Here is a 22,782-nt window from a genome sequence, read left to right as displayed (position 1 = left end):
GTTACCGGCAACCGCCAAGCCGCCCCATCACGCACGACAACCGATCACACGCGACGCACTACGCCGCCGCGTCGAACCCCGTGTCACGCGCCATCCGCTTCAGCTCCAGCAGTGCGTGCTTCTCGATCTGGCGGATCCGCTCACGGGTGAGACCGTGCTGCTTGCCGACCTCGGTGAGCGTGCGCTCGCGGCCGTCCTCGATGCCGTAGCGCGCCTTGATGATCGATGCGGTGCGGTGATCGAGCCGGTCGATCAGATCCTCCAGCTCCTCACTGCGCAGCAGCGACAGCACGGACTGCTCGGGCGAGGCCGCGGAGGTGTCCTCCAGCAGATCGCCGAACTGGGTGTCGCCGTCGTCGTCCACCGACATGTTCAGGCTGACCGGGTCGCGCGCCCAGTCCAGGACGTCGGTGATCCGTGCGGGCGTGGAGCCCAGCTCGCCGGCGACCTCCTCCGGCTCCGGGTCGCGGCCGTTCTCGCGGTTGAACTCGCGCTGCACCCGGCGGATGCGGCCCAGCTCCTCGACGAGGTGCACGGGCAGCCGGATCGTGCGCGACTGGTCGGCGATGGAACGCGTGATGGCCTGGCGGATCCACCACGTCGCATACGTCGAGAACTTGAACCCCTTGGCGTAGTCGAACTTCTCCACGGCGCGCACCAGCCCGGCGTTGCCCTCCTGGATCAGATCCAGCAGGGGCAGACCGGCCCGTGGGTAGCGGCGGGCGACCGCGACGACCAGCCGCAGGTTGGAGCGGATGAAGATGTCCTTCGCCTTGGCGCTCTCGGCGGCCAGTGCCTCAAGCTCCTCGCGGCTGGCGCCTGCGGCATTGCCGTCGGCGACCTCGCCGTCCAGGATCTGCTGGGCGTAGACGCCCGCCTCGATGGTCTGGGACAGCTCGACCTCCTTGGCGGCGTCGAGCAGGGGTGTGCGCGCGATCTCGTCGAGGTACATGCCGACCAGGTCGCGGTCGGCGATCTCCCCGCCTACAGCGCGAACACTGCTGGCCCCATCAGAACCGCTGCTGCTGGCCTGACGTTGGGCGACGGCACGGGTTGCCATGCGTGTGCTCCCTTTGCGATGAGTCGGTCGCGGGACGTTGGAGCGGACCGAGTGGTTGACCACCGGTTGATTGCCACCGATGAGTCACCGATGCCGATGATTGGCCCAGCGGCCCGTTCGAAGGAAACAACGGCTGGAATCCGGACAGAATTCCCATGCCGCGCACCTATTTTTGCGATCATGCAGTACCCTGCGCCCGATCCGAGGACGCGGCATGCCTTCTGATCACGGAGAAGTACTGGTCAGAGCGGGCATCGAGGCCGATCTCCAGGCCCCCACGGAGTTCTGCGATCACCGGGTAATTGCAGGACCCGCGAGAGACCCATCACGTTCGACACGGAGCTCTTCACCCCCGAGCAGCGTCGCCCGTGGTTCCTCTCCCACTTGAAAGACGGCTCGCATGGTTTTTTGGTTGCGCAGACGGTGACGCTGACGGGGCTCGCGGCCGGGCCGGAGGGGCGTACCCGACCCTGAGGGGCGCGCGGCCGCCCCGGAGAGGTGCACCCGACCCTGAGGGGCGCGCGGCCGCCCCGGAGGGGTTCGCGGCCGACCCGAGTTGACGGCGACGGTGGCCGGGTGTCGCCTGTAGTGAGGGCACGCGAGAGGAGCCGGTCATGGACAACCACCCTCAGGAGCCCGATGCGCGGGCCGCCCGTTCACACGGCGCCATCGAACCGGAGCACGGTGCGACGAGCGGCGAACCGCAGACGACCTCCCAGCCCGGCGAACCGCAGGCGGAGTCCCGGCCCGGAGTGGGGCGCCGCGTCCCGGCGAAGGTGCTGTGGCCCGTTATCGCAGCACTCGGTCTCGGCTGCTACGCACTGTGGATCGACCACACCAGCGGCGCCAAGGGCGGCCAGGCCGCATTGGTCGGGCTCGTCACGGCGGTGGTCTCCGGGACGCTGGGCCTGTTGCTGGTGCATTACCAGTCCACCATGATCACCGAGATACGGGCGCTGCTGTACGGCGCGCTCTTCGGCACCTCGATGGGCTGGCTCTACAACCTCAGCGGACCGTCCGTCCTCAAGTCGTCGACCTGGGGCTTGGTCATGGGCAGCATCATGTTCGCCGTCTCGCTGTATATGTTCCGAGCCAAGCGCACCAAGGAACCGCACGGCCTGCACCGCCCCCGCAGGGCCCACCGGCTGCGCATACCCCGCCGACCGCACGGCGCGCACTGACCACCAGGACCTCGGGCACCGGCCGACGGCCGGTGCCCCCAGTCCCAAGACGTCAGCTGAGCCCCGGGCGCCGGCCAGGTCCCCTCCCCTACGTCCGCCGGACAGTACGCAGCGGTCCGCCTGGCCGCCAGCTCTCCACCACGAGGTACGGGGCCTCGATCGACGTCCGCACCACCTCCGTCAGCTCTGCTGCCCGGAACAGAAGGAACGGCTCCGGGGGTTTCACATCCGCTGCATAGCGCGCGAGCACCTCGGGATCGGTCACCTCTACCGCCCGCCCGGAGACCCGTACATCGCCGCCTGCCATGTCGGTGCCTGGCCCGGGGTTGGCGTACAGCCCGAAGCGCGGGTCGCGCCGCAGGTCCAGTGCCTTGCGTGAGCCGGTCATCATGCCCAGCCACAGTTCCCCGTATCGGAAGTCCGCCTCCACCCCGGACAGTCGGGGTGCACCGTCCTTGCGGAGGGTGGCCAGGACGTGGTGCTTGAACGCCCCGAAGCGCTTCATCACCCGCCCGGCCAGCTCCGGCTCCGCCGCCTCGACCTCGGACCAGGGGACACCGCTGCCGCTGCCTGTGTTCTCGCTCGTCATGCGCTCACCCTCCCCTCAATACCCGACATCCACTGTCCGGTTTCCCATCGGGCTTCCGACGGATTCCGTCCGACAGGTTCCATCCGACGGGTTCCGTTCAGATTCTCCGACGGGCTCCGTCCGAAGGTCTCCCTTCAAGTTCCGCCCGCCGGGTTCCGGCCCTCCCCACCGCCCCGGATCCCGGATGCTCACCCCGACGGCCCGAGATCCGCCACGTTCCACCGCTCGGGGCTCAGTCGTACGGCGATCAGCTCCTCGCCCCGGGCGAGCGCGTCCCTCGCGTACCGGGACACCTTCTCGGCGGGCAGATAGCGACTCGCCACCTTCCTCACCAGCTCCGATGTGACCTCGGCGAACGCGGCCGGGCCTTCAACAGCGGCATAACGGTAGGTCGGTGAGGTGCGCTGCACCGTCAGGGTGAAGCGGCCCATCCGCTCGATCAGCCGGGCCTTGCGCGATGTACGGCCCGTGAAAAGCACCACGTCACCACCCGGACGGTAGGCGTACCAGACGGGCGCGGTCACCGGCCCCCGCTCGCCCCCCGCCGCGACGGACAACACGGCTACCAGCGGCTCCGCGAGAAACCGCTCGCGCTCTTCCACGGACAGCGCCATCGCACACTCCTCATGACGACGTGAGGTCATCCCCACGCTCACACAGGGTGCACCGCACCGCCCGCGAAGACCCGTATTCGGGTCCCCGCCCCGGCCGCCGCTCCAGCCACCGGCCCGGCCACCCCACCGGCCGCTCGACCAGCCACCGGACCGGGCACCGGCCCGGGCATCAGCCCGACCGCCGTGCTCCGCGTCCCCGTCACCCCCGTCACTCCAGTCCCCCCGTCACCCCCGTCACCCTCTCCACTCGACCACGTCCCTCTCAGCCCCCTCCATCTCGCCCCCTCCCCCCACCTGCCTCCATCTCGCCCCCTCCCCCATCACCTTTCCGGCCGACTCCGGCTCCCCATCCGGAGCCACCGCCCCGGCCGCCCGCCCGACGCCGCCAACCGCCCCGCCCTCATCGCCGCCACCACGCCAACTCCCCTGTTCCGACCGACGACTTCAGCGTCTCACCCGCCACTGACAATGCCGCCCGCACCGCTCCCACCTGCGGTCTTACGACCGCCGGAGTAGGGCCGCAGGCCGTTACGCCGGGCCGCCCGCCGTCCTAGCCTTCGACCATGGATACGACGAGCGGCACACTCGACGAAGCCCTGGAGCGCCTGCACACCACCGGCCCCGAATTCCACGGCTACCTGAGCAATCACGGCCCGATGGCCGTCGAGGCCCTGGTCCGGCGCGGCCAGGCCCGTACCGTGCACGGCTGGGTCGATCACTACGTCACCAAGCTGGAGGACGTACCGAGCCCGCAGTCCCCCGTCACCGACGCCAACTGGCAGCAGGCGCTGGGCGATCCCCGCCGCGTCACGGACTGGACCACCTATATGGCGCACCAGGTCGCGGAACGGCCCTGGCGCGAGGTGCTGGCCGAGTGGTGGCCACGGCTGCTGCCCGGCATCGCGGGCGCCGCGACCCACCCCGCCATCCGCGTCGGCCACGCCGTCCGCACCCTCCTGGAAGAAGGCGAAGAGGGCCCGCGCATCGCCGAGTTGGCGCACGCCCTCGGCTACTGGGCGGCCCGTCACACCACCATGCCGGTGACCGTCCGGCCGACCGGCACCGCCTCTCCCGCGGATGCGCTGGCTGCCCTCCCGCACGTCGCCGACCAGCACGTAGGCGTCCTGGACGGGCTGGCCCAGCTCCCCCGAACGGAGGGCTGGCTGGCGGCCGCCGAGGCCGTGAACGCCCCCGAGGCCCCGGAGGCCGCCCGCGTCCAGCTGGCCGCGCTCGTACGGGCGGCGACCCACCGCTATCTCGACTACGGCCATGGTGACGCGGTGATGCTCGTCCACTCCGCCACCGCCCCGAACGCCGTACTGCGCACCCTCCCGGCGCTCCCGACCGAGCTGTGGGCGCCGTCTCTCGGCGTGGCCTGGGCGGCGAGCGCCGCGCTCACCTCCGTCTATACGCCGGACGAGCCGCTGCCGCCGCTGCGCGCCGGGAAGCGCACCCCGGAGGAGGTCTTCGAAGAGGCCACGGCACACGGCGACGAACATGCGATCAAGTTCACCGACACGGCGCTGGACGTGGCCTCCTGGGCCCCGGACGGCGATGACCGCGCCCTGACCGCCGCCCTCCGCTCCCAGGACCTGATTCCCCGGGTGGGATGAGGTCCGTCCCGAAGTGGCCGGCGCGCGGCCGACGCCCAACCCACCCGTCTCCCCGTGGCGTCGGTCTTCCCGTTGCCTCCGCCTCCCCGCTGTGCCTGCCCTCTGTCGCGTCTGTCCGCCGTTGCGGGGGACTCCCACTACGCCTCCGCCCTTCCCTCCGCTACGCCCGCCTCCCGCTACGCCTGTCGCCCCGCCGCTCCTGCCACCCGTCACCACAGCCCGCTACGTCTGTCGCCACCACCCGGCTCTCACCACCTCGCCATTGTTAAACCTTCAAGAACGCGCCGGGCGGTGAGAGAGTGGATGGCATGAGGAACGAACCCGCAGCCGAGCCGCGCTGGCTCAGCGACGAGGAGCAATACGCCTGGCAGTGCTACCTCCACGCCACCACGCTTCTGGAAGACCACCTGGACCGCCAGCTGCAGCGTGACGCCGGGATGCCGCATATCTACTACGGGCTGCTTGTCCAGCTCTCCCGTGCACCGCGGCGTCGGATGCGGATGACCGAGCTGGCCCAGAACGCCAAGATCACCCGCTCCCGCCTGTCGCACGCGGTCGCCCGACTGGAGAAGAACGGCTGGGTACGCCGCGAGGACTGCCCGTCCGACAGGCGCGGTCAGAACGCCTTCCTCACGGACGAGGGAATGCGCGTCCTGGAGAAGGCGGCCCCTGGGCACGTCGCCGCCGTTCGCGGCGCGATCTTCGATCGCCTCTCCCCCGAGCAGGTCGGCCAACTCGCCGAGATCTGCAGGGTGGTGGCCGATGGGCTGCAGCCGAACGGCGCCGACCTCCCCTGGCTCCGCTGACGGGTCAACGGAGCCGGACGAGGCCGACGCCTTCGAGTCGTTTCACAGCCAACGGCGGTCACATAACGAGCCAGGAGCGGTCACGTGACGAACCACGGGAATACCGCCCGCCCCCGCCCCCGCTCAGTGCGCCATCACCGGAACCGAAACACCCTCCCCCTCGGCCGTGCCCTTGGCCTCGCCGTCACCGGACGACGCGGCAGGCGTCGAACCGCCGCCCTCACGCCCGGTGTTGACGAAGGTGAAGGCGATCAGGGCCGCCAGCAGCAGGATGCCGACCGCCCACCAGATGGCGGTGCTGTAGCCGTGCACCATCGACTGGAGCTTCAGCAGATCCCGCGAGGGGGCGCCGGCCGCGTGCGAGGCGGCGTACGCGCTGGTGGCGCTGGCCGCGATGGTGTTCAGCAGGGCCGTACCGATGGCCCCGCCCACCTGCTGCGAGGTGTTGACCATCGCGGAGGCGACCCCGGCATCGCGCGGCTGGACGCCGTGCGTGGCCAGCGACATGGCCGGCATGAACGCCGTACCCATACCGAGGCCCAGCAGCAGGAACGCGGGCAGGATCAGCGCTGGGTAGGACGTGTCCAGGTCGATCCGGGTCAGCGCCAGCATGCCGAGCGCGGCGACCACGAAACCGGGCGCCATCAGCAGCCGCGGCCGGACACGCGTCATCAGCCGGGCACCGATCTGCGTCGAGCCGGTGATCATGCCCACGATCATCGGGAGGAAGGCCAGACCGGTCACGACCGGGGTGTAGCCCTTCACGATCTGCAGGTAGTAGGTCAGAAACAGAAAGAGACCGAACATGCCGATGATCGCCAGGCCGAGCGACGAGTAGACACCGGCGCGGTTCCGCTCGGCGACCACGCGCAGCGGCAGCAGCGGGGCCTTCACCTTGGACTCGACCAGTACGAACGCCAGCAGCAGGACGACCGACACGGCGAACAGCGCAAGGGTCGGGCCGGCCAGCCAGCCGTCGGACTCGGCGCGGGTGAACCCGTACACCAGCGAGACCAGGCCGAGCGTGGCCAGGACGACGCCGGGAATGTCCAGGCGGGAGGGGTTACGGCTCTCCGCGGGCTCACGGATGACCAGGACGGCGCCGGTCGCGGCGACCGCGGCGAACGGGATGTTGACGAAGAAGGTCCAGCGCCAGTCCATGTACTCGGTCAGCACACCGCCGAGGATCAGCCCCACGGCGCCACCACCACCGGCGATCGCACCGAAGATGCCGAACGCCTTGGCGCGCTCCTTGGCCTCGGTGAATGTCACCGCGAGCAGCGACAGCGCGGCCGGCGCCAGCAGCGCACCGAAGACACCCTGCAGCGCACGCGCGCCCAGCAGCATCCCCTCGTTCGCCGCGGCCCCGCCGAGCGCGGAGGCGACCGCGAAACCGACGAGCCCGGTGACGAAGGTCCGCTTGCGCCCCCACAGGTCGGCGACGCGTCCGCCGAAGAGCAGCAGACCACCGAAGGCCAGGGCGTAAGCAGTGATGACCCACTGTCTGTTGGCATCGGAGATGCCGAGATCCGCCTGGGCGGACGGCAGCGCGATGTTCACGATCGTCGCGTCAAGAACGACCATCAGCTGCGCGAGGGCGATGAATATCAGCGCTTTCCAGCGCCGGGGATCGGCGGTCGTGACTGTTTCAGGCATGGAGGGGTCCACCTAGCGGTGCGGTGAGCGAATAACGGGAGTGTGAGGTGTGACGTGTGCGTGGAAGATCGTCGACAGATCTATGAGCCGAGAGGTCTGGGCATGAGATCTAGGTATTGCAGATGTTTCAGGTGTTGCAACTGATTTTTGCGTTGCGGGTGTTACATGCGTTACGTCGCGGTTGTTGCGTATGTTGTACGTGCTGTGGACGTTGTGCGTCTTGTAGACGTCGCGGGCCGGTGAGCCTGGGTCACGGACGGCGCCTCAGGTCGTCCAACGTGGCGGCGGCGCCAGGCAGTTCGGAGCGCGCAGGCGCCAGCAGGCCGTCCAGGAACAGCTGCAGATGCCTGTGCACAAACCTGTCGAAGTCCACGCAGCCACTGCTCGGCAGCGGGCGCGTGAGCTGGGTGAGCGCGACCATCAGGTCACCGACGGCGATGTCGGTGCGCAGCCGGCCGCTGTCGCGCGCGGCCCCCATGAGGGCCTCGACGGCCGCCTCCAGACGTTCACGCGCCGCGAGCACTTCGGGATGCGCCGGATCGATATCGTCGGAGAGCAGCGGGCACAGCGCCCCGATTCTCTCCTCCACCGCATCGTGGGCAAAGCGCCTCAGCGCGTGGAAGGCATCGGCCTCCTCGGCAAGGGCGCTCTCCGCGCGGTCCGCGGTACGGGACATGACGGAGAGTGTGACGTGGTGGATCAGCTCCAGGCGATCCGCGAAGTGACGATAGAGCGTCGCATTTCCGACACCCGCGCGTCGAGCGATTTCGTCGAGCGGGACCTCGGCCCCGAACTCGACCATCGCCTGGCGGGCGGCCGCGATGATCCGTTCCCGGTTGCGCAGGGCATCGGCCCGCAGTCGGGGCTGCGGGGACTGATGGGAATGCTGGGGCTGCTGGCATTGCTGGGACTGCAGCGGCTTCGTACGACGGTCAGCCGCATGAGGGGCAGTCACAGGAGGGGCAGTCACAGGAGGGGCAGTCGCATGACGGTCAGTCGCATGACGTCCCATCGCTCGGCCGCCGGTCGCACAGTCGGTCGCGGTCATGGCGGCGTTCACTCCTCTCCTCGCCGACCGTTGCCGGTCATCGATCGCCGATCGTCACCGGCCATCGTTCACCCCGTTCATCCCTGATCGGCGATCACTGGTCGCCGGCGTCACGGTCCGGCGAACGAACCGGGGAAGCCCTCCCCGCTTCTTCGGACGTCTGGTTAAACGGGGACCCCGTCCCCGGATATTTCATCCCTCGACGTGACCCGCGCCACACCTCACCCGCCCGTCGCCACACCACCAGCCCCTCCACCGTTCCGGACGACCGTGCTCGCGCTCCAGATGACGTAACTCCGTGGTGCTCCAGATGACGTAACCCCGCGCGCGGTCGAGCACCCGGCGACACAGGGTGATCGACATGAGGCGGAGCCAGAAGATATCCGCGGCCCTTGCCGCAAGCGCTGTGGCCACGGCAGCCGCTGCCGCCACCATGGCGATGGACTCGCCGTCTCCCCCCTCGGCCACCCGCCCGGCGGTCGGCACGCCCCCGAGCGGGCCGTGCGCCCTCGGCGGCATCCGGGACAACGTCTCCGAATCCGCGACCACCCCCGCCGGCTACGCCCGCTCATACGGCACCGTGAAGGCACTCACGCTCTTCATCGACTTCCCGGACGCCCGCGCCCCCATCACCCCGCGCGCCCGCTTCGCCGAGTTCTTCCCGGCCGTGACGGACTACTTCCGCGCCAGCTCGTACGGCCGGCTCGACTACCGCCCCACGCCCCTTCTGAAGTGGATACGCATGCCGCGGCCCGTCTCCGAGTACGGCATCGCCCGCGGCGCCACCTTCGACCCGGCCTCCCCCACCGGCTATTACGCCCTCGCCGAGGAGATCGTCCGCGCCGCCGACCCCTCGGTCGACTTCCGCGGGTTCGACGTCATCAACGTCCTGGCCACGCCCAACGCGGGCCCGGCGGCCACCCGTACGGTGCTGTCGGTCACCTTCAGCGGTGGCGACATGGGACTGCGGACCGCGGACGGGGTGCCGTTCCGGAACGTGTCCTTCATCTGGAGCCGGCAGGCCGGGAAGAGCGCCTTTCGCGTTCTCAACCACGAGAACGCCCATTCCTTCGGCCTCCCCGACCTCTATTACGCCCACAGGCGCGACGCCCCGACGCTGGTCGGCCACTGGGATCCGATGGACGAGGACTGGGGGCCGAGCAACGACTTCCTCGGCTGGCACAAGTGGAAGCTCGGCTGGCTCGCCGCCCATCAGGTGCGCTGCGCACTACGGGGCGGGCGGGCCGCCGAACACACCCTCAGCCCGGCCGCCGCACCCGACGGCACCAAGATCGTCGTCATTCCGACCGGCACCCACACCGCCTTCGTCGTCGAGGCCCGCACCCGGGGCCCGCTCGACCCGGCGGTCTGCCGCCCAGGCGTGCTGGTCTACCAGGTCGCCACCGACATCCCCACGGGCCACGGCCCGCTACGCGTCGTGGACGCCACTCCGCGCAGCCGCGGCTGCTTCACCCGGGACAAGTACGTCGACGCGGGACTGACCGACGCCACCTTCCGCCCCGGGGCCACCTACACCGACCGGGAGAGCGGGGCTTCCGTCACCGTCCTGGAGGAGCGGCCGGACGGCACGTACCGGGTGCGCATATCCCCGGCGCGGTCGTGATCAGCGCGGTCGTCCACGTCGACCTCGCCCACCCGGTTACTCGTTCCCGCTGGCTCGGCCCCGTCGACTCACCCCCGGCGTCCGCTCCACCACTCTGCCCCGGGGCTCCGCTCGGCCACTCGCCCCAGGCCTGCACTCCGCCACTCGCCCCGGCATCCCACCGCGTTACTCGCCCCGGGCTCCGTCACTCACGCGCCAGGCTTCGCGCCCAGCTACTCGCCCCCGGCCTCCCGCCAATACCGCTGCCCGATGCTGATCAGCCGCAGCTGGCGCCGGGCCACCCGTACCACCCGCTCGGCCTCGCCCGGAGGGCCGTCCTCGGCGTCGAGCACCGCCGCGGCCGTCGTCACCAGGCGGTCCACATACAGCTCCGCCAGCATTCGCACATCGTCATCACTCCAACCCTCCGACGCCGGCTCGGTCCTGAGCGACGCCGCCGCCTCCTCGGCGAACCGGTCCAGCTCATCCGCGATGGCCTGACGTACGGCCCGTACCCCGCCGTGCCGTTCGCGCGCCACGAACCGTATGTGCGCGGGATGTTCGCGCACATGCCGCTCAACAACCGCGACGGTACGGTCGATCCGCTCCTCGGCCGCGGCCTGTTCGGCGAGGATCGCGCGCACCATCGCATGCAGACTTCCCAGCGCCTCCTCGACGAGGGCGACGCCCAGCTCACCCATGTCCCGGAAGTGCCGGTAGAACGCGGTCGGGGCGATGCCGACCACCCGCGTCACCTCCCGCAGTCCGAGGCTGCTCAGGCTCTGCTCCGCCAACAGGCCGAGCGCCGCGTCGAGCAGCGCCTGGCGGGTTTTCTGCTTCTGGGCCTGCCGGACTCCAAGGGTGTGACTCATATCATCCAGTAAACAACCGTTCTCTGAACACTTCCACCCGCGGGCGGCCGTAGACTGAGGATGTCAGTGAACAACTGTCCTCTGAAATGTTCTCCGGACCGTCCGGGACTGTTCGCCGAACCGTTCCGGACCGTTCGCCGGCCCAGCCACCGTCCGGCCCAGTCACCGCCAACCCCGAGTCACCACCCCTAAGACACCGCCAACCCCAAGACACCGCCAACCCCGAGACACCGTCCGTCCGTCGAACCGGAAAGGCAGATCATGCTCTTCCTCGTCGCCGCCCTCCTCCTCATGGGGATCATGCTGGGCACCGCGGCACACCTTCCCCTCCCCGTCACTCTCGTCGCCGCAGCCGCCATCGCCGGCTGGCTGCTCGTCTTCGCCATCCGTGAACGCCGCCACAACGCCGAGGAGGTCTCCCGATGACCGGCCTGAGCGAAGCCATGCCGATGCCGCGGAAGCAGACAAAGCCAGCGAACACGGCTGAAACGAACGAGGCGAGCGGCATGGCTCAGATGACGCAGACGTCGCGCGTGGCCCGCGCCCACGCCGATGGAATGGCCGTGGCCTCCTTCGTCCTCGGACTGCTGGGCACCCTGGTCCTCAACATCGTTCTGGGCCCCTGCGCACTGGTCCTCGGCGCCGTGGCCCTGGCCCGCCGCACCAACCGCCGCGGCCGCGCCCTCCTGGGCATCGCCCTCGGCGCAACGGACCTGATCATCCTCGCCATGCTCGTCATCACGGACGGCACGGTCAGCTGGCACGTCGGCGGCTGACGCGACCGCCCCAGGCGCACCCCACACGCACACCCAACAATCCCCCCACACCCCCGCTTTCCTGTCACTCCCCTCACCCTCACCAGGCCAGACGAGCGCGCGTCCGGAGCTCGATGCCACCCCAGGGGCAGCCGGCGGAGAGGTGAGAAGTGGATGCGGAATCTGGGAACCGGTCGATCCCGGAACGGCTCAATCCCGGAACGGGTCCGTTGGCAGTAAGGCACCGACCCGAGCATCCGCGGCAGCGGGCTGTCGGCTCACGAGGTCGCCGATGCGCAGGCAGGCGTCGCCCGCCGGGTGTGCCAGGACACCGAGGACGTTGCCGTGTCGGCGCGCCAGCGTGCGGTGGATCTCCCGGTCCTGCGGCAGACTCGCCTGCGCCCTGCCCGTCATGGCGCAGCGTGGCGTCGCCTTGCGCACCCAGGCCGAGGCCGCGCCGAGGGCGATGGTCGTGCCGGGCCATGACTCCTCGGGGAACCCCTCGTCCTCTGTTTCCACGAGGATGTTGGGGCGGAACCTGCGGACGTCCCAGTCGCCCTCCGGGTAGAGCCGACGGGCGGATTCAAGGCTGGACGTGGTCAGCACGTGCAGTGTGGACTTGGTGTCGAAGAACAGGCCCGGCCGGGTCGTCAGGTCCTTGACGAGGTTCTCGTCGTCGGCGTCCCGCTTCTCGAAGACGGCGCTCACACCGGGGACGGGCCTCACCAGGCGGCACTCCCGCCCCAGCCATGCGGACAGCGCGCTGTGCAGACGGGGGTCGTCCGCCTCGAACTCGCCGTGTTCCGGCAGGGTCACCCGGACGTCGTCCCGATCGCGGATGCGCGCCGAGGCCGACAGGAGCCGGCTCTCCTTCTTCGCGGACAGGATTTTGCCCGCGGTCACATCGAGTACCGCGAGCAGGCGGTCCCCCGCGATGCCCCGCTCGGACACGTCGGCGGCGGACAGGAGCTCGCCGCCCATGGACTTCACGGGATAGCGCCAGATCTGCGTGATCGAGCCGATCATGCGCGGCTCCGCGCTTGCGCTGTCCACACGTCTTCCACTCTTCCCCTCCGCGCAGGAGCCGTCCGGGCAGCGGCGGTTCCTCTCGTCACGAGCCATGAATCTACCGCACCCTTCCGAGGCCACGCTTCCGAGGGCACCCAATTCAGACCACCGGCAAATAATTGCCGGTCCTCGCCAAAAGCTTCCGAGCGACACCTGGCACTCGTGAATCGACCGGCAAATAAATGCCGGTCGACATGGCCGGAAGGCTGGCCAAAGATCTTCGAGGCAAGTCGCCGGCGGCCCGCATTCGGCCGGTTTCCGCCCGTGCCGACGGCAAATCAACTCACCGATAATTCGAGGAATTCTGTGCCTCTGTTCGACGCCGCCCGACAAGACCTGGCTCGGTTCGGAGCGGCATTCCGATCAGTTCGCAGATCAGCAGAGGCCGTGCGGGGCTTCATCTTCCCGAGAAGATGAAGGAGGACGCCTTCAAGATCACCACTGATGAGACATGGCATGCCCAGTTCACCTACGACACGCTCAAGCAGGTGGAGCGGCGTACCGGCGTGCCGACCCATATGCCGGAGACGCCGCAGTTCGTGGAGAGTCTGGACCGCATCCACCGCCGTATCGACCCGGATCTCCGCGGCATCGACGAGCTGGTGTTCGCGGTGGTGAGCGAGACCCTGATCTCCAACATGCTCGCCGAGATCCCGCGTGATGAGCGCCTTCCCGTTTCCGTGCGTGAGCTGGTCGCCGACCATGCCGAGGACGAGGGCAAGCACCACGCCTATTTCAGCAGCCTCCTCGAATACGTTGGCACCTGACTACCGGTCCATGAGCTATGGCCTGCACGAAACCGGATTCACCGTATCCACCTTCCAGGACGAGATCCGGTCACTCTGCGGCGGCATGGTCACCTTCGTACCGCAGGACTTCATGGGACTGCCCGACTTGCCCCGGGAGTTGAGCGGCCTTCCCACGGGGACGGTCGTCTACTGCTGTGGCCGGAGGGCCTGCTCCGTGCCGTGGAGGACATCTGCGACGCCGCACTGCCGGCACCGCGCGCGGCTCATCCACGAAGGCGTCATCGTCGGTTCTCCCGGCTCAGCCTGCCCACCACCTGGGGCGTACCTCTTCGATCAGGTGGCTCGCGCCGCTGTGATGCCTGCTCGTGGTGCTGGGCGTGACCGATGAGTCTGGTGTGCCGCTGCGGTCTATCTCCGCAGTGGCCATGCTGAAAGGCGGTCACGCTGCACATCACTATCAGGCGAGTAGCTGCAACGAGAGGAGTGCCGTGATCATCATTGCCGGGAAGTTGTACGTGGATGCTGCTGCCCGTGACGCGTACCTGGCCGGATGCTCGAAGGTCATCGAGCATGCCCGGGCCGCCCGCGGGTGCCTTGATTTCGCCCTGTCGGCCGACCCGATCGAGCCGAACCGGATCAATGTGCACGAACGCTGGGAGACGGACGAAGATCTCGAACGCTTCCGTGGTGTGGGCCCGGACCCCGAGCAGACAGCTCAGATCCGCGACGCCGAGGTGAGCAAATACCGGATAGCCGGTGTCGAGGCCCCGTAGGCCATGCCCCTTCACTCGTGATCGGAGCCAGATGAGGAGAGCGGCGGCGGTGACGGTGCCGGGATAGACAGATCCGCGCTTGTCATAGCGAGTGGTGACAGCCCTGCGGCATCACGTGCCGGATGCCACGTTTGCGGAGGTAGGCGCGGATCTTGCGGTTGCTGTACGCCTTGTCGGCGCTCACGCTGTCCGGCGTGCGGCGTGGACGCCCGAGTCCTGTGCGGGGCACCGGATCTTGTCCATGACTGGCTCGAACTGGGTGCAGTCCGCCCGCTGCCCCGGCGTGATCAGCAAAGACAGTGGCGGCAGTGGCCCTCCGCGGCGACGTGGATCTTGCAGGTCAGCCCGCCGCGGGACCGGCCGAGCCCTTCGCCTGCTGCACCGCCTCCTCCAGCAGGTCGCACAGGCTCACCGCCGCCGACGGCTGCTGAACCGATCTTCGCGGGGCCTCTTTTGAGGAGCCCGGCGACGCGGGCGGCGGGTCCCTGGGACACCTGCGGCGTGCTGGTGAGCCCGGGCGCCGGTGGAGTCGACGTTGCTGTCCCAGTCGATGTCGCCCTCGCCCTCGGCATCGGCATCGGCATCGGCATCGGCATCGGCATCGGCATCGGCGACAGCCTGGACATGCCGGAGGAGCAAATCCCAGGTGCCGTCGGCCGACCACAGCATGTGCCGCTTGTGGACTGTCTGCCACGGGCAAAGCGGTCGGCCAGCTCACGCCACTGCACCCCGGTGCTGACCGGTGAATGATCCCGTTGATCACCTGCCGGTGATCTCGCCACCGACCGCACCGGTGTTGCTCACCGGCAACAACGGCTCCAGCACAGCCCACTCATCGTCAGTCAGTTCCCCCGACTCATCATGACCAGAACAACGAGCTACCTGATCGAAGAGACACCACCTGGGGCGCGTCCCGCCGTACGGCGCGGAGGCAACGCTGCCGATCTACCTCGGCTTCGCCTGGATCACCGACTCAACCTCGCGAACCCCCAGCCCCCCGCCTCCTGACCAGTCAGAGCGACGACAGCGCCTCTCTGAGCCGTGAAAGCCTCCCCTGCAGGGATCATCCCCCTCCAGGGAAGGCCACCCGCTACACTGTGCCGGGTGCGAGGCCCCGGTCGCGCACCCTGGATCCACGGGAATCAGCTCTGATGCCTCCTGGCGTTGCCCAGAAGATTTCAGACACCATTTCCGACAGATCCCCGCCTCCGTAGCTCAGGGGATAGAGCACCGCTCTCCTAAAGCGGGTGTCGCAGGTTCGAATCCTGCCGGGGGCACGCTAAAGCAGCAGGTCAAAGGCCCTGTCGCCCACTAGGGCGACAGGGCCTTTGGCTTCCGGCACGGATTCAGCACACATGAGGTGTGCGCCGAGGGTGGGGAGCTGTACCGCGATGCCCGCGAAGGACGAACTGGCCAAGCGCCGCCACAACAACCTGGTCGACCGCCTGGAGAACCTGATGAAGGCTTCGCTCAAGCCCGGCTACCAGGGCTACCACGGACAGCTGATCCTGGGCAGCAGTGACCTCGAAGACATGGGCGACCTCAAGGACGTACGGCGTGCCGCCCGCGAGGCGGGTCGCCGCCTCGGCTGGCAACCGAAGACCCAGCTCGTGGACGGGCGTCTCTTCGTCTACGACGACCGCGAGGTCCCCGAAGAGATCAGCCGGCTGGCGATGCGTGATGCCGCCGAGGCAGTGGATGCCTTCATGCGGCCGCACATGAACCGGGCACCGGGGAACGACTGAGCCCCCCGACGCGAGGTGCGCCCCGCCGGTCTGGCGGGCAGCACCTGACGAACCTCAGCACGGACCAGGCACACATCACACTGCAACGCCCTCCAGGGCAGCCACCGTGTCTGCGGCCTCACGCGCCTTCTTCTCCGCCTTCTCCAGCTTGGCCTTCGCCTTAGCCAGTTGCTTGGCGCGGCGCTTGTGCATCTTCTTCGAGACCTCGTCGAGCCGGTCCGGGAAGAGATGACCGTAGGTGTCCAGCGTCAGGGTCGCGGACTTGTGGCCGAGCATGGTCTGCACGACGTTGACGTCCGCGCCGCTGGCGATGGCGAGCGAGGCGGCCGTGTGCCGCAGCTTGTGCGGGGTGAGCTTGAGGTGGTCGAGGCCCGCCTTCGCGACCGCCGGGACGAAGAACCGCTGGCGGAAGTTGCGCGCCCGCAGTGGCCCGCCCTGAGGAGCGGTGAACAGTAGCTCACCGTCATCCCGCCTCTCGACGTGGGCCTTCAGCTCCTCAGCGAGGAACCGTGGGATCGGCACGGACCGGCGCTCGTGGTTCTTGGGGCTGTCGAGGTAGAGCTTGCCGTTGTCCTCGACGTACGCCTCGACGATGTGCGCACGGCAGGCGTCGAGGTCGACGCGGCCCACCTTCAGTGCGGATGCCTCGCCCCAGCGCAGCCCGGTGTAGGCAAGCAGCAGGATGAACACCCGGTACGCCCCGGCGGCGTTGGCCAGCGCCTCGGCCTGCATGTCGTCGAGGTAGACGTGATCCGCCGGCACTGCCTTGGGCAGCGGCACACCGACAGCCGGGTTGGCTGCCAGGCGACGGGACTTGATCGCGAAGCCGAGTACACGGCTGAGGACGACGTACGCCTTGCGCACCGAGCGCGGGCTGAGCTTCCTGCCCCCTGCTGCCTGGCCCGACAGCATCTCCGCCAGCCATTCGGCCACGTCCTCGAAGTGGATGCGATCCAGTGACGTGGTGCCCCAGCGAGGAATCACGTGGACGTCGAGAACGCCTCGATAGCGGTTGCGGGTTGAACGCTTGAGGTGAACCTGCGCAGTGAGCCAGGACTCCGCGACCTCGGCGAACTTCACGCGCGCGGCTGCCGGGTCGCGATATGTGCCATCGGAGAGGCGGGACTCCACCCTCGTCCGCTCAGCCTCGGCGTCGACCTTGCGGGCCAGGGTCTTCATCTTCGGCTTGCCGTCGGGGCCGTACCAGCGCACGCGGTAGCGGCCGGGAGGAGTGCGGCCTACCTGCTTGGCCTGCGCCACGGCCCGCTTGTACGCCGCGTGCCCGACGCGGTCCTCGATCCAGACGCGCGCCATCAGCCCTCCTTCCGAACGGAGTTGGGCTTGCTCGCCGCAGAGTCCTCTTGGGCAGGTAGTGGCTGGAGCAGGGCGACAGGTGAGACACCGAGGGCGGCCGCGATGGCAACGAGGTCATCGACGTCGCAGCGGCGGCGGGCACGTTCGGTGCGGCTGAGGGTGGTGTTGGTCATCGGGCGGCCGAGGGCGGCGCAGCGCTCAGCGAGGCGGTGCTGGGTGAGTCCGTGCAGCAGACGCAGGCGCTCGATATTGCGCGCGGTCCGAATTCCGGCGGGGCCTATTTCTATGGGTCGGGTAGCCATGACGGATAGCTGTAACTCAAAAAGACCGGCCACGGCAAGGGGTTACTCAAGCATCCTGGAAAACTTGCTGACGCCGGTCATTCGGGCGGCTCGGCGAAGCCGGATTTCCATGGTATGGTCCCGCGCCTCGAAAGCGAGGGTGCGTCCGATGGCCTCTGACCTGGGGGCTCGTGATGATTTCGACCTGGCACTTCGGCTCAGGATGGAATACCCCGTACGGCGGAGATGATCCGGAAGAAACCGGACGGAGACCCCTCGCTTTTCTGCGTGATTTCGGCAACCGGGGATTCGGCCCTATGGTTTTGGTCCCACTCGGCGAAGTGCCGTTTGGTGCGGCCGTGGAATTTCCGCACAATGCCGCTGGACGCCGCAGACAACCTGTGGCTGTCTTGTCCATCCCGCCATTCCCGTGAAGGAGTCCCATGCCCCGAAACCCCCGCCCCGCAGCTGATGCCGGAGGTGCGGGCCGTGCGCCACTGGCCACGCCGGAGGATGTCGCCATCTACCTCGGCGTACCGGTGAAGACCCTCTACCAGTGGCACTACCGCCGCACCGGGCCGAACGTCCTGAAGGTCGGCCGGCACCTGCGCTACCGCTGGCAGGAGGTGGATGCGTGGCTGAACGCCCAGACCTCGTACGACCTCACGGCTTGATCCGGCATCTGACGCGGGCAGCAGAGAGGCCCCCGGCGAGCCACCGCCAAGGGCCTCAGATTCCCCAACTGATCGCCCATCCCTGAACGAACGAGCTGGTGAGGGGCGGGACCTTGCCCGTCCTGCCCCTCACCGGAGAGGAACGTCTATGGAGGACTCTACGTCCACCACCACTACGAACACATCCCCCACTATCTGGCCCACCGCCGCCGTCCCCGGCCAGGGCATCCCCTGGCGCCGCGAGAACCAGGCGGACTCACCGTCGCCTGTAGCGAAGGCTGCTGAGACTTCGGCCAACGAGGCCGCACGCGGGGACCGGCGTGCCGCTGATGCGGCGGCTGGGGACCGTCCCCGCGAAGTGCCCGATTCCAGGTCCCCGCAAGCTACGGTCCCGATCTCCCCGCCTGCTGGAAACGCGCAGGTCAGCGGCGTGGAAATGGGGACCGGTCCCCAGGATGCGCACGTTGCACCAGGGGACCGTAATGGGAACCGTGCCGCCCACACGCCGTTGGGGACCGACGGTCCCGTGCATCCCGGCGTTACGGTCCCCGATGACGGATCGGGCACTGGGGACCGTGAGGGTGCCGAAGCCGTGGCGGCCGGTGACGGGGCAGTGCTGCTGGATGAGTTGCGAGCCGCGATCGGCAAGTACGTGGTGCTGCCCAGCGAGGAGGCGCTCACCGCGGTCACGCTGTGGGTGGCGGCCACACACATCCAGACCGCTCTGCAGCACGCGCCACGCCTGGCGGTGATCAGTGCGACCAAGGGGTGCGGCAAATCCCGCGTGCTGGACGTGCTCTACGAGACCGTCCACGACCCGATGATGACGGTGAACACCTCTCCGGCGGTCATCTTCCGCACCATCGGCAAGATCCCGCCCACCTTGCTGGTGGACGAGGCGGACACCATCTTCGGCCCCAAGGCAAGTGGCGACAGCGAGATCCTGCGCGGCCTGCTGAACGCGGGCCACCAGCGCAACCGGCCCGCCTGGCGGATCTCCGGTCCGGAACACAAGCCCACCCCGTTCCCCACCTTCGCGATGGCCGCGATCGCGGGGATCGGTGACCTGCCCGACACCATCACGGACCGGGCGGTCGTGCTGCGGATGCAAAAACGCAAGCCCGGCGAGAAGGTCGCCCCGTTCCGCTCGCGGTACGCGGCACCTGAACTCAACGCGCTGCGTGACCGGCTGGCCGCCTGGCTGGGGCCGCTGCGGAACACGGCGGCCCGTATGGTGCCGCAGATGCCGGTGGAGGACCGGGCGGCGGATACCTGGGAGCCGCTGGTCATCAACGCCGACCTGGCCGGCGGTCACTGGCCCGCCCGGGCCCGTGCCGCGTGCGTGGCCATGACCCGCTTCGAGGCGGTCCAGGACGAGCAGACCAACGTGAAGGTACGGCTGCTGCGCGACATCCACCGCATCTTCGAGCGGGCGCACAATCCCGAGGCCCTGTCCAGCCAGGACCTGGTCGCCGCGCTGATCCAGGACGCTGATGCCCCGTGGGCGGAGCACGGCAACAAGGGATTGAACGCCCACCACCTTGGCTTCCTGTTGCGGGACTTCGGCATCGGCCCGGCCAACTACCGCTTCGCGGGCGGCAGGCAGGCCAAGGCGTACATGCGCAACCGGTTCCTGGACGCCTGGGCCCGCCACTGCCCCGACCTCACCGAGGCGACACCCGAGCCCACACACGGCGGCGCGCCTGCCCGTCCGGCGCAGGGCAAGCCGCCTGCCGCCCCGGCGGGTTCGCTGCCCGTCGGCCCGCCCGGCGGTCCCGCGGGGCCGAAGCGAACTCTCTGATCCCACGAGGGGCGTAGTCCGTAGCAATGCGTCGCAACCGTCCCCGCGCAGGTCAGCGCGGGGACGGACTCTCTCGCCGGGACGCTCTTCTCCGTACCTGGGCTTGTGTCCGTACCTGTGCTGACCAGGCATGGGACGGATGCAACGGACGTGACACCGCCCCACTCCCCTTGCCACTGGAGCACCACCATGCACACTGACGACACCAACACCAAGACACCCCGCCAGCGGAGGGGACTGCTCAGCCGGGCCTTCCGAACAGCAGCAAGCTGGAGCGAACGAGCCTCTAACGAGGCTTCGTCCGCGCTTGCCCCCGCCCCAGGGGCGGCGGAGGCAGAGAGGGCCGGGCGCCAGCGGGCACCCGAGCCTGGGGAGGGGAAGGACGAGCCCAGCACCGCGCCCTGCGCCGAGAGCGCCGAGCAGCCCGCCACCGACTCCGTCACCCCGCCCGCCGATGACCGAACGCCCGTCGAGAAGCCCTCGTGGCGTGAGCCGGACGCCCCCACGCTGCCCGCGCTCATGAACCGCAAGCGCACCACCGAGAAGCGCGACCAAGACAAGACCATCCGCTTCACCCCGACCGCAGTCCGCATCATCTCCGAGGAGGCCAAGCGGCGCCGTCAGAAGTTCGCCGGGTTCGTCGGCGACGCCGCCCTCGCCGCCGCCCTCGGCCACACGGTCCTGACCGGCAGCCCGGAGGACGATCCCGTCCGCCCACTGGTGGAGGCCGTCGAGGCGCACGTCGTCGCGCTGAACCGGATCGGCACCAACCTCAACCAGATCACCATGGCCATCAACAGCGGCACCATCCCCAATCAGGCCGAGACCGTCCTCGACCGCGTCGCCCAGGCCGTCCAGCGCAGCTACCAGCTGATGGACGAACTCGTAGAGGAAGGGGCCGCTCATGGTGCCTGACGTCTCCACCGGCTCCGACACCCGCGGCCTGATCAACTACCTCTTCGGCAAGGGACGCCGCGACGAGCACACCGACCCCCACATCGTCGCGGCCTGGGATATGGCCGGCGCCCCCGACCCCGGCCGCGACCCCACCGCCACCTACACCCAGCTCGCCAAGCGCCTCGACCACCACGTCGACCTGCGCACCCGCGAACTCGGCAAGAAGCCACCGCAACACGTGTGGCACTGCCCGGTACGCACCGCGCCCGGTGACCGCTACCTGACCGACGCCGAGTGGGCTGAGGTCGCCCGCCGCGTCGTCGCCGCCACCGGCATCGCACCCGAAGGCGACGAGCAAGCCTGCCGGTGGATCGCCGTGCGACACGCCGATGACCACATCCACATCCTGGCCACCACCGTCCGCGCCGACGGCCGTCGTCCCCGTACGAACCGCGATGGCTGGCGGGCGCAGAAGGAGTGCCGCAAGATCGAGGCCGAGTTTGGGCTGCGCCGCCTCAAGTCCGGCGACCTGACCGCTCCCAGGACGCCCACTGGCGCGGAGCGAGCCAAGGCCGAGCGCCAGGGCCAGGAGGTGACCGCGCGGGAGTGGCTGCGCGAGCAGGCGTACGCGGTTGCCGCCGCCGTACGCAGCATCGACGACTACTTCACCGTCCTGACCTCGCTCGGCATCCAGGTCAAGCCGCGCGTCAGCGCCAAGACCGGCGAAGTGGACGGCTACAGCTTGGCCGCCCCCGGCGACGCCATCTGGTACGGCGGCTCCAAACTCGCCCCCGACCTGTCCTACAACCGCCTGACCGAACGCCTCCCCACCCAGGACGTGGCCGACCGCCCGCAACCGGCGGCCGACCCGGCCGACGCGTGGCGCCGCACCGAATCCGCCGTACGCACGGCCCGCACGCTTCTCGACTCGGACGACGAAGCTGTGGCCCAGGGCCACTTGGACGCCTTCGGCGACACCCTCCACAACTTGGCCCGCGCCACACCCGAGCCGCACCAGGCCGAACTGCAAGCGGCAGCAAAGGCGTTCAACCGCGCCCGTCGCTCGGTCATCCGGGCCGACCACCAGGCCGCCACCGAGCTGCGCCAAGCCGCCAAGGATCTGGCCTACTCCCCCAACATTCCCGGCGGACTCGCCATCGCCCTCGTCTTCGCCGCCGTCCACTTGGTCCGCGCCGCCGCCACATGGCACGCCCAGCGCGGCCACGAGCAGCAGGCAGCAGCAGCCGAGCAAGCCTTTCTCCACCTGCAGGCCAGCTACCAGCAGGCCGCCCAGCCTGTCCTGGAGGATCTCACCCGCCGCGCCCCACGCCCCCAGACCGCCGAACGATTCAAGGCCACCGTGCGACAAGCCATCCCCGACCACGCAGACCGCATCCTCGCCGACCCTGCCTGGCCTGCCCTGACCACCACCCTCGCCCGCACCGAAACCGCCGGCCACAACCCCCGCCAGCTCCTGACCGAAGTGGCCGGTCGCCGGGAACTCGACACCGCCGAGCGTCCCGCCGAGGTCCTGAACTGGCGCATCACCGCCCAGCCGAACAGGCGCGCACAGGCAGCACGCACGCGAAGCACCCGCAGCACCACGCCCAGCGTGCAGGCACCACAGCCCGCGCCTACGACGGTGAGCGAACGGCTTGCGGAGCGCGGTCGACGCCGATAGCG

At 69.2% G+C, this 22,782-nt stretch carries 23 protein-coding genes, 1 tRNA gene and 1 pseudogene; 15 read left to right on the top strand and 10 right to left on the bottom strand.

Annotated elements, in window-relative coordinates:
- Window positions 1-58: 58 nt before the first annotated feature.
- The gene (locus tag K9S39_RS25955) at window positions 59-1,060 is read right to left on the bottom strand and encodes a sigma-70 family RNA polymerase sigma factor (RefSeq protein WP_248865716.1); all 1,002 of its coding nucleotides are present in this window, start codon (window positions 1,058-1,060) and stop codon (window positions 59-61) included.
- Between the two features lie 614 nt (window positions 1,061-1,674).
- Here K9S39_RS25955 and K9S39_RS25950 point away from each other — a divergent pair.
- Entirely contained in the window at window positions 1,675-2,241 is a 567-nt protein-coding gene (locus K9S39_RS25950) for a hypothetical protein (protein ID WP_248865715.1), read from the top strand.
- A gap of 88 nt (window positions 2,242-2,329) precedes the next feature.
- Here K9S39_RS25950 and K9S39_RS25945 read toward each other — a convergent pair whose 3' ends face one another.
- A complete protein-coding gene (locus tag K9S39_RS25945) occupies window positions 2,330-2,830 on the bottom strand; it encodes a pyridoxamine 5'-phosphate oxidase family protein (RefSeq protein WP_248865714.1) in 501 nt (166 codons plus the stop codon).
- A gap of 188 nt (window positions 2,831-3,018) precedes the next feature.
- Window positions 3,019-3,444, bottom strand: a complete 426-nt coding sequence (locus K9S39_RS25940; RefSeq protein WP_248865713.1) for a pyridoxamine 5'-phosphate oxidase family protein — start codon at window positions 3,442-3,444, stop codon at window positions 3,019-3,021.
- Between the two features lie 563 nt (window positions 3,445-4,007).
- Between K9S39_RS25940 and K9S39_RS25930 the strand changes: the two genes are divergently transcribed.
- On the top strand, window positions 4,008-5,057 hold the full coding sequence (locus K9S39_RS25930; RefSeq protein WP_248865712.1) for a questin oxidase family protein: 1,050 nt from the start codon (window positions 4,008-4,010) through the stop codon (window positions 5,055-5,057).
- Between the two features lie 308 nt (window positions 5,058-5,365).
- The gene (locus K9S39_RS25925; protein ID WP_248865711.1) at window positions 5,366-5,863 is read left to right on the top strand and encodes a MarR family winged helix-turn-helix transcriptional regulator; all 498 of its coding nucleotides are present in this window, start codon (window positions 5,366-5,368) and stop codon (window positions 5,861-5,863) included.
- Window positions 5,864-5,986: 123 nt separating this feature from the next.
- On the opposite strand, the gene K9S39_RS25920 is transcribed toward K9S39_RS25925, so the two are convergent.
- Together K9S39_RS25920 and K9S39_RS25915 are read right to left on the bottom strand one after the other, a co-directional pair.
- The gene (locus K9S39_RS25920) at window positions 5,987-7,519 is read right to left on the bottom strand and encodes an MFS transporter (RefSeq protein WP_248865710.1); all 1,533 of its coding nucleotides are present in this window, start codon (window positions 7,517-7,519) and stop codon (window positions 5,987-5,989) included.
- A 250-nt stretch (window positions 7,520-7,769) separates the two neighbouring features.
- Window positions 7,770-8,435 (bottom strand): TetR/AcrR family transcriptional regulator, encoded by a 666-nt coding sequence (locus K9S39_RS25915; RefSeq protein WP_248868966.1) that lies wholly within the window; start codon window positions 8,433-8,435, stop codon window positions 7,770-7,772.
- A 493-nt stretch (window positions 8,436-8,928) separates the two neighbouring features.
- Here K9S39_RS25915 and K9S39_RS25910 point away from each other — a divergent pair, with 493 nt between their 5' ends.
- On the top strand, window positions 8,929-10,191 hold the full coding sequence (locus K9S39_RS25910; RefSeq protein WP_248865709.1) for a M6 family metalloprotease domain-containing protein: 1,263 nt from the start codon (window positions 8,929-8,931) through the stop codon (window positions 10,189-10,191).
- A gap of 212 nt (window positions 10,192-10,403) precedes the next feature.
- Here K9S39_RS25910 and K9S39_RS25905 read toward each other — a convergent pair whose 3' ends face one another.
- Complete coding sequence (locus K9S39_RS25905; RefSeq protein WP_248865708.1) at window positions 10,404-11,042, bottom strand: TetR family transcriptional regulator; 639 nt, start codon at window positions 11,040-11,042, stop codon at window positions 10,404-10,406.
- 261 nt (window positions 11,043-11,303) lie between these two features.
- Here K9S39_RS25905 and K9S39_RS25900 point away from each other — a divergent pair, with 261 nt between their 5' ends.
- Window positions 11,304-11,468 carry a hypothetical protein gene (locus tag K9S39_RS25900; RefSeq protein ID WP_248865707.1) on the top strand — a complete coding sequence of 55 codons (165 nt, stop codon included), beginning with the start codon at window positions 11,304-11,306 and terminating at the stop codon, window positions 11,466-11,468.
- A gap of 80 nt (window positions 11,469-11,548) precedes the next feature.
- Window positions 11,549-11,818, top strand: coding sequence for a DUF4190 domain-containing protein (locus K9S39_RS25895; protein WP_248868965.1), 270 nt, complete (start codon window positions 11,549-11,551; stop codon window positions 11,816-11,818).
- A 189-nt stretch (window positions 11,819-12,007) separates the two neighbouring features.
- Here K9S39_RS25895 and K9S39_RS25890 read toward each other — a convergent pair whose 3' ends face one another.
- A complete protein-coding gene (locus K9S39_RS25890; RefSeq protein ID WP_248865706.1) occupies window positions 12,008-12,850 on the bottom strand; it encodes an MOSC domain-containing protein in 843 nt (280 codons plus the stop codon).
- Between the two features lie 428 nt (window positions 12,851-13,278).
- Here K9S39_RS25890 and K9S39_RS25885 point away from each other — a divergent pair, with 428 nt between their 5' ends.
- Window positions 13,279-13,632 carry a diiron oxygenase gene (locus tag K9S39_RS25885; protein WP_248865705.1) on the top strand — a complete coding sequence of 118 codons (354 nt, stop codon included), beginning with the start codon at window positions 13,279-13,281 and terminating at the stop codon, window positions 13,630-13,632.
- A gap of 470 nt (window positions 13,633-14,102) precedes the next feature.
- Window positions 14,103-14,387, top strand: a complete 285-nt coding sequence (locus K9S39_RS25880) for a putative quinol monooxygenase (RefSeq protein ID WP_248865704.1) — start codon at window positions 14,103-14,105, stop codon at window positions 14,385-14,387.
- 103 nt (window positions 14,388-14,490) lie between these two features.
- Here the strand turns inward: K9S39_RS25880 and K9S39_RS43100 are convergent.
- A pseudogene (locus tag K9S39_RS43100) lies at window positions 14,491-14,758 on the bottom strand (transposase); the annotation flags it as partial.
- A 130-nt stretch (window positions 14,759-14,888) separates the two neighbouring features.
- Between K9S39_RS43100 and K9S39_RS25870 the strand changes: the two are divergent.
- The 3 genes from K9S39_RS25870 (at window position 14,889) to K9S39_RS25860 (ending at window position 16,132) form a co-directional block, all read left to right on the top strand.
- Window positions 14,889-15,137 carry a hypothetical protein gene (locus K9S39_RS25870; RefSeq protein ID WP_248865703.1) on the top strand — a complete coding sequence of 83 codons (249 nt, stop codon included), beginning with the start codon at window positions 14,889-14,891 and terminating at the stop codon, window positions 15,135-15,137.
- Window positions 15,138-15,591: 454 nt separating this feature from the next.
- A tRNA-Arg gene (locus K9S39_RS25865) sits at window positions 15,592-15,664 on the top strand.
- Window positions 15,665-15,778: 114 nt separating this feature from the next.
- A complete protein-coding gene (locus K9S39_RS25860) occupies window positions 15,779-16,132 on the top strand; it encodes a hypothetical protein (protein WP_248865702.1) in 354 nt (117 codons plus the stop codon).
- Between the two features lie 75 nt (window positions 16,133-16,207).
- Here the strand turns inward: K9S39_RS25860 and K9S39_RS25855 are convergent, their stop codons facing one another.
- Both K9S39_RS25855 and K9S39_RS25850 read right to left on the bottom strand, forming a co-directional pair.
- Window positions 16,208-17,446 carry a tyrosine-type recombinase/integrase gene (locus K9S39_RS25855; protein ID WP_248865701.1) on the bottom strand — a complete coding sequence of 413 codons (1,239 nt, stop codon included), beginning with the start codon at window positions 17,444-17,446 and terminating at the stop codon, window positions 16,208-16,210.
- Window positions 17,446-17,748: a helix-turn-helix domain-containing protein gene (locus tag K9S39_RS25850; RefSeq protein WP_248865700.1), complete on the bottom strand. Its 303-nt coding sequence runs from the start codon at window positions 17,746-17,748 to the stop codon at window positions 17,446-17,448. The genes K9S39_RS25855 and K9S39_RS25850 overlap by 1 nt, the downstream gene beginning before the upstream one ends.
- Before the next feature lie 422 nt (window positions 17,749-18,170).
- On the opposite strand from K9S39_RS25850, the gene K9S39_RS25845 reads away from it, so the two are divergent.
- The 4 genes from K9S39_RS25845 to K9S39_RS25830 all read left to right on the top strand — a co-directional run bounded on the left by K9S39_RS25845 (window position 18,171) and on the right by K9S39_RS25830 (window position 22,780).
- On the top strand, window positions 18,171-18,401 hold the full coding sequence (locus tag K9S39_RS25845; RefSeq protein WP_248865699.1) for a helix-turn-helix transcriptional regulator: 231 nt from the start codon (window positions 18,171-18,173) through the stop codon (window positions 18,399-18,401).
- A gap of 628 nt (window positions 18,402-19,029) precedes the next feature.
- The gene (locus K9S39_RS25840; RefSeq protein WP_406708162.1) at window positions 19,030-20,202 is read left to right on the top strand and encodes a DUF3631 domain-containing protein; all 1,173 of its coding nucleotides are present in this window, start codon (window positions 19,030-19,032) and stop codon (window positions 20,200-20,202) included.
- Window positions 20,203-20,391: 189 nt separating this feature from the next.
- Window positions 20,392-21,117, top strand: a complete 726-nt coding sequence (locus tag K9S39_RS25835) for a MobC family plasmid mobilization relaxosome protein (protein ID WP_248865697.1) — start codon at window positions 20,392-20,394, stop codon at window positions 21,115-21,117.
- Complete coding sequence (locus K9S39_RS25830) at window positions 21,107-22,780, top strand: relaxase/mobilization nuclease domain-containing protein (RefSeq protein ID WP_248865696.1); 1,674 nt, start codon at window positions 21,107-21,109, stop codon at window positions 22,778-22,780. Before K9S39_RS25835 ends, K9S39_RS25830 begins: the two co-directional genes overlap by 11 nt.
- Window positions 22,781-22,782 lie beyond the last annotated feature (2 nt).

Source organism: Streptomyces halobius, from assembly GCF_023277745.1.
GTDB classification, from domain to species: Bacteria; Actinomycetota; Actinomycetes; order Streptomycetales; family Streptomycetaceae; genus Streptomyces; species Streptomyces halobius.
The sequence above is the reverse complement of the archived record's forward strand: the minus strand, read 5'-3'. Positions and strand labels throughout refer to the sequence as shown.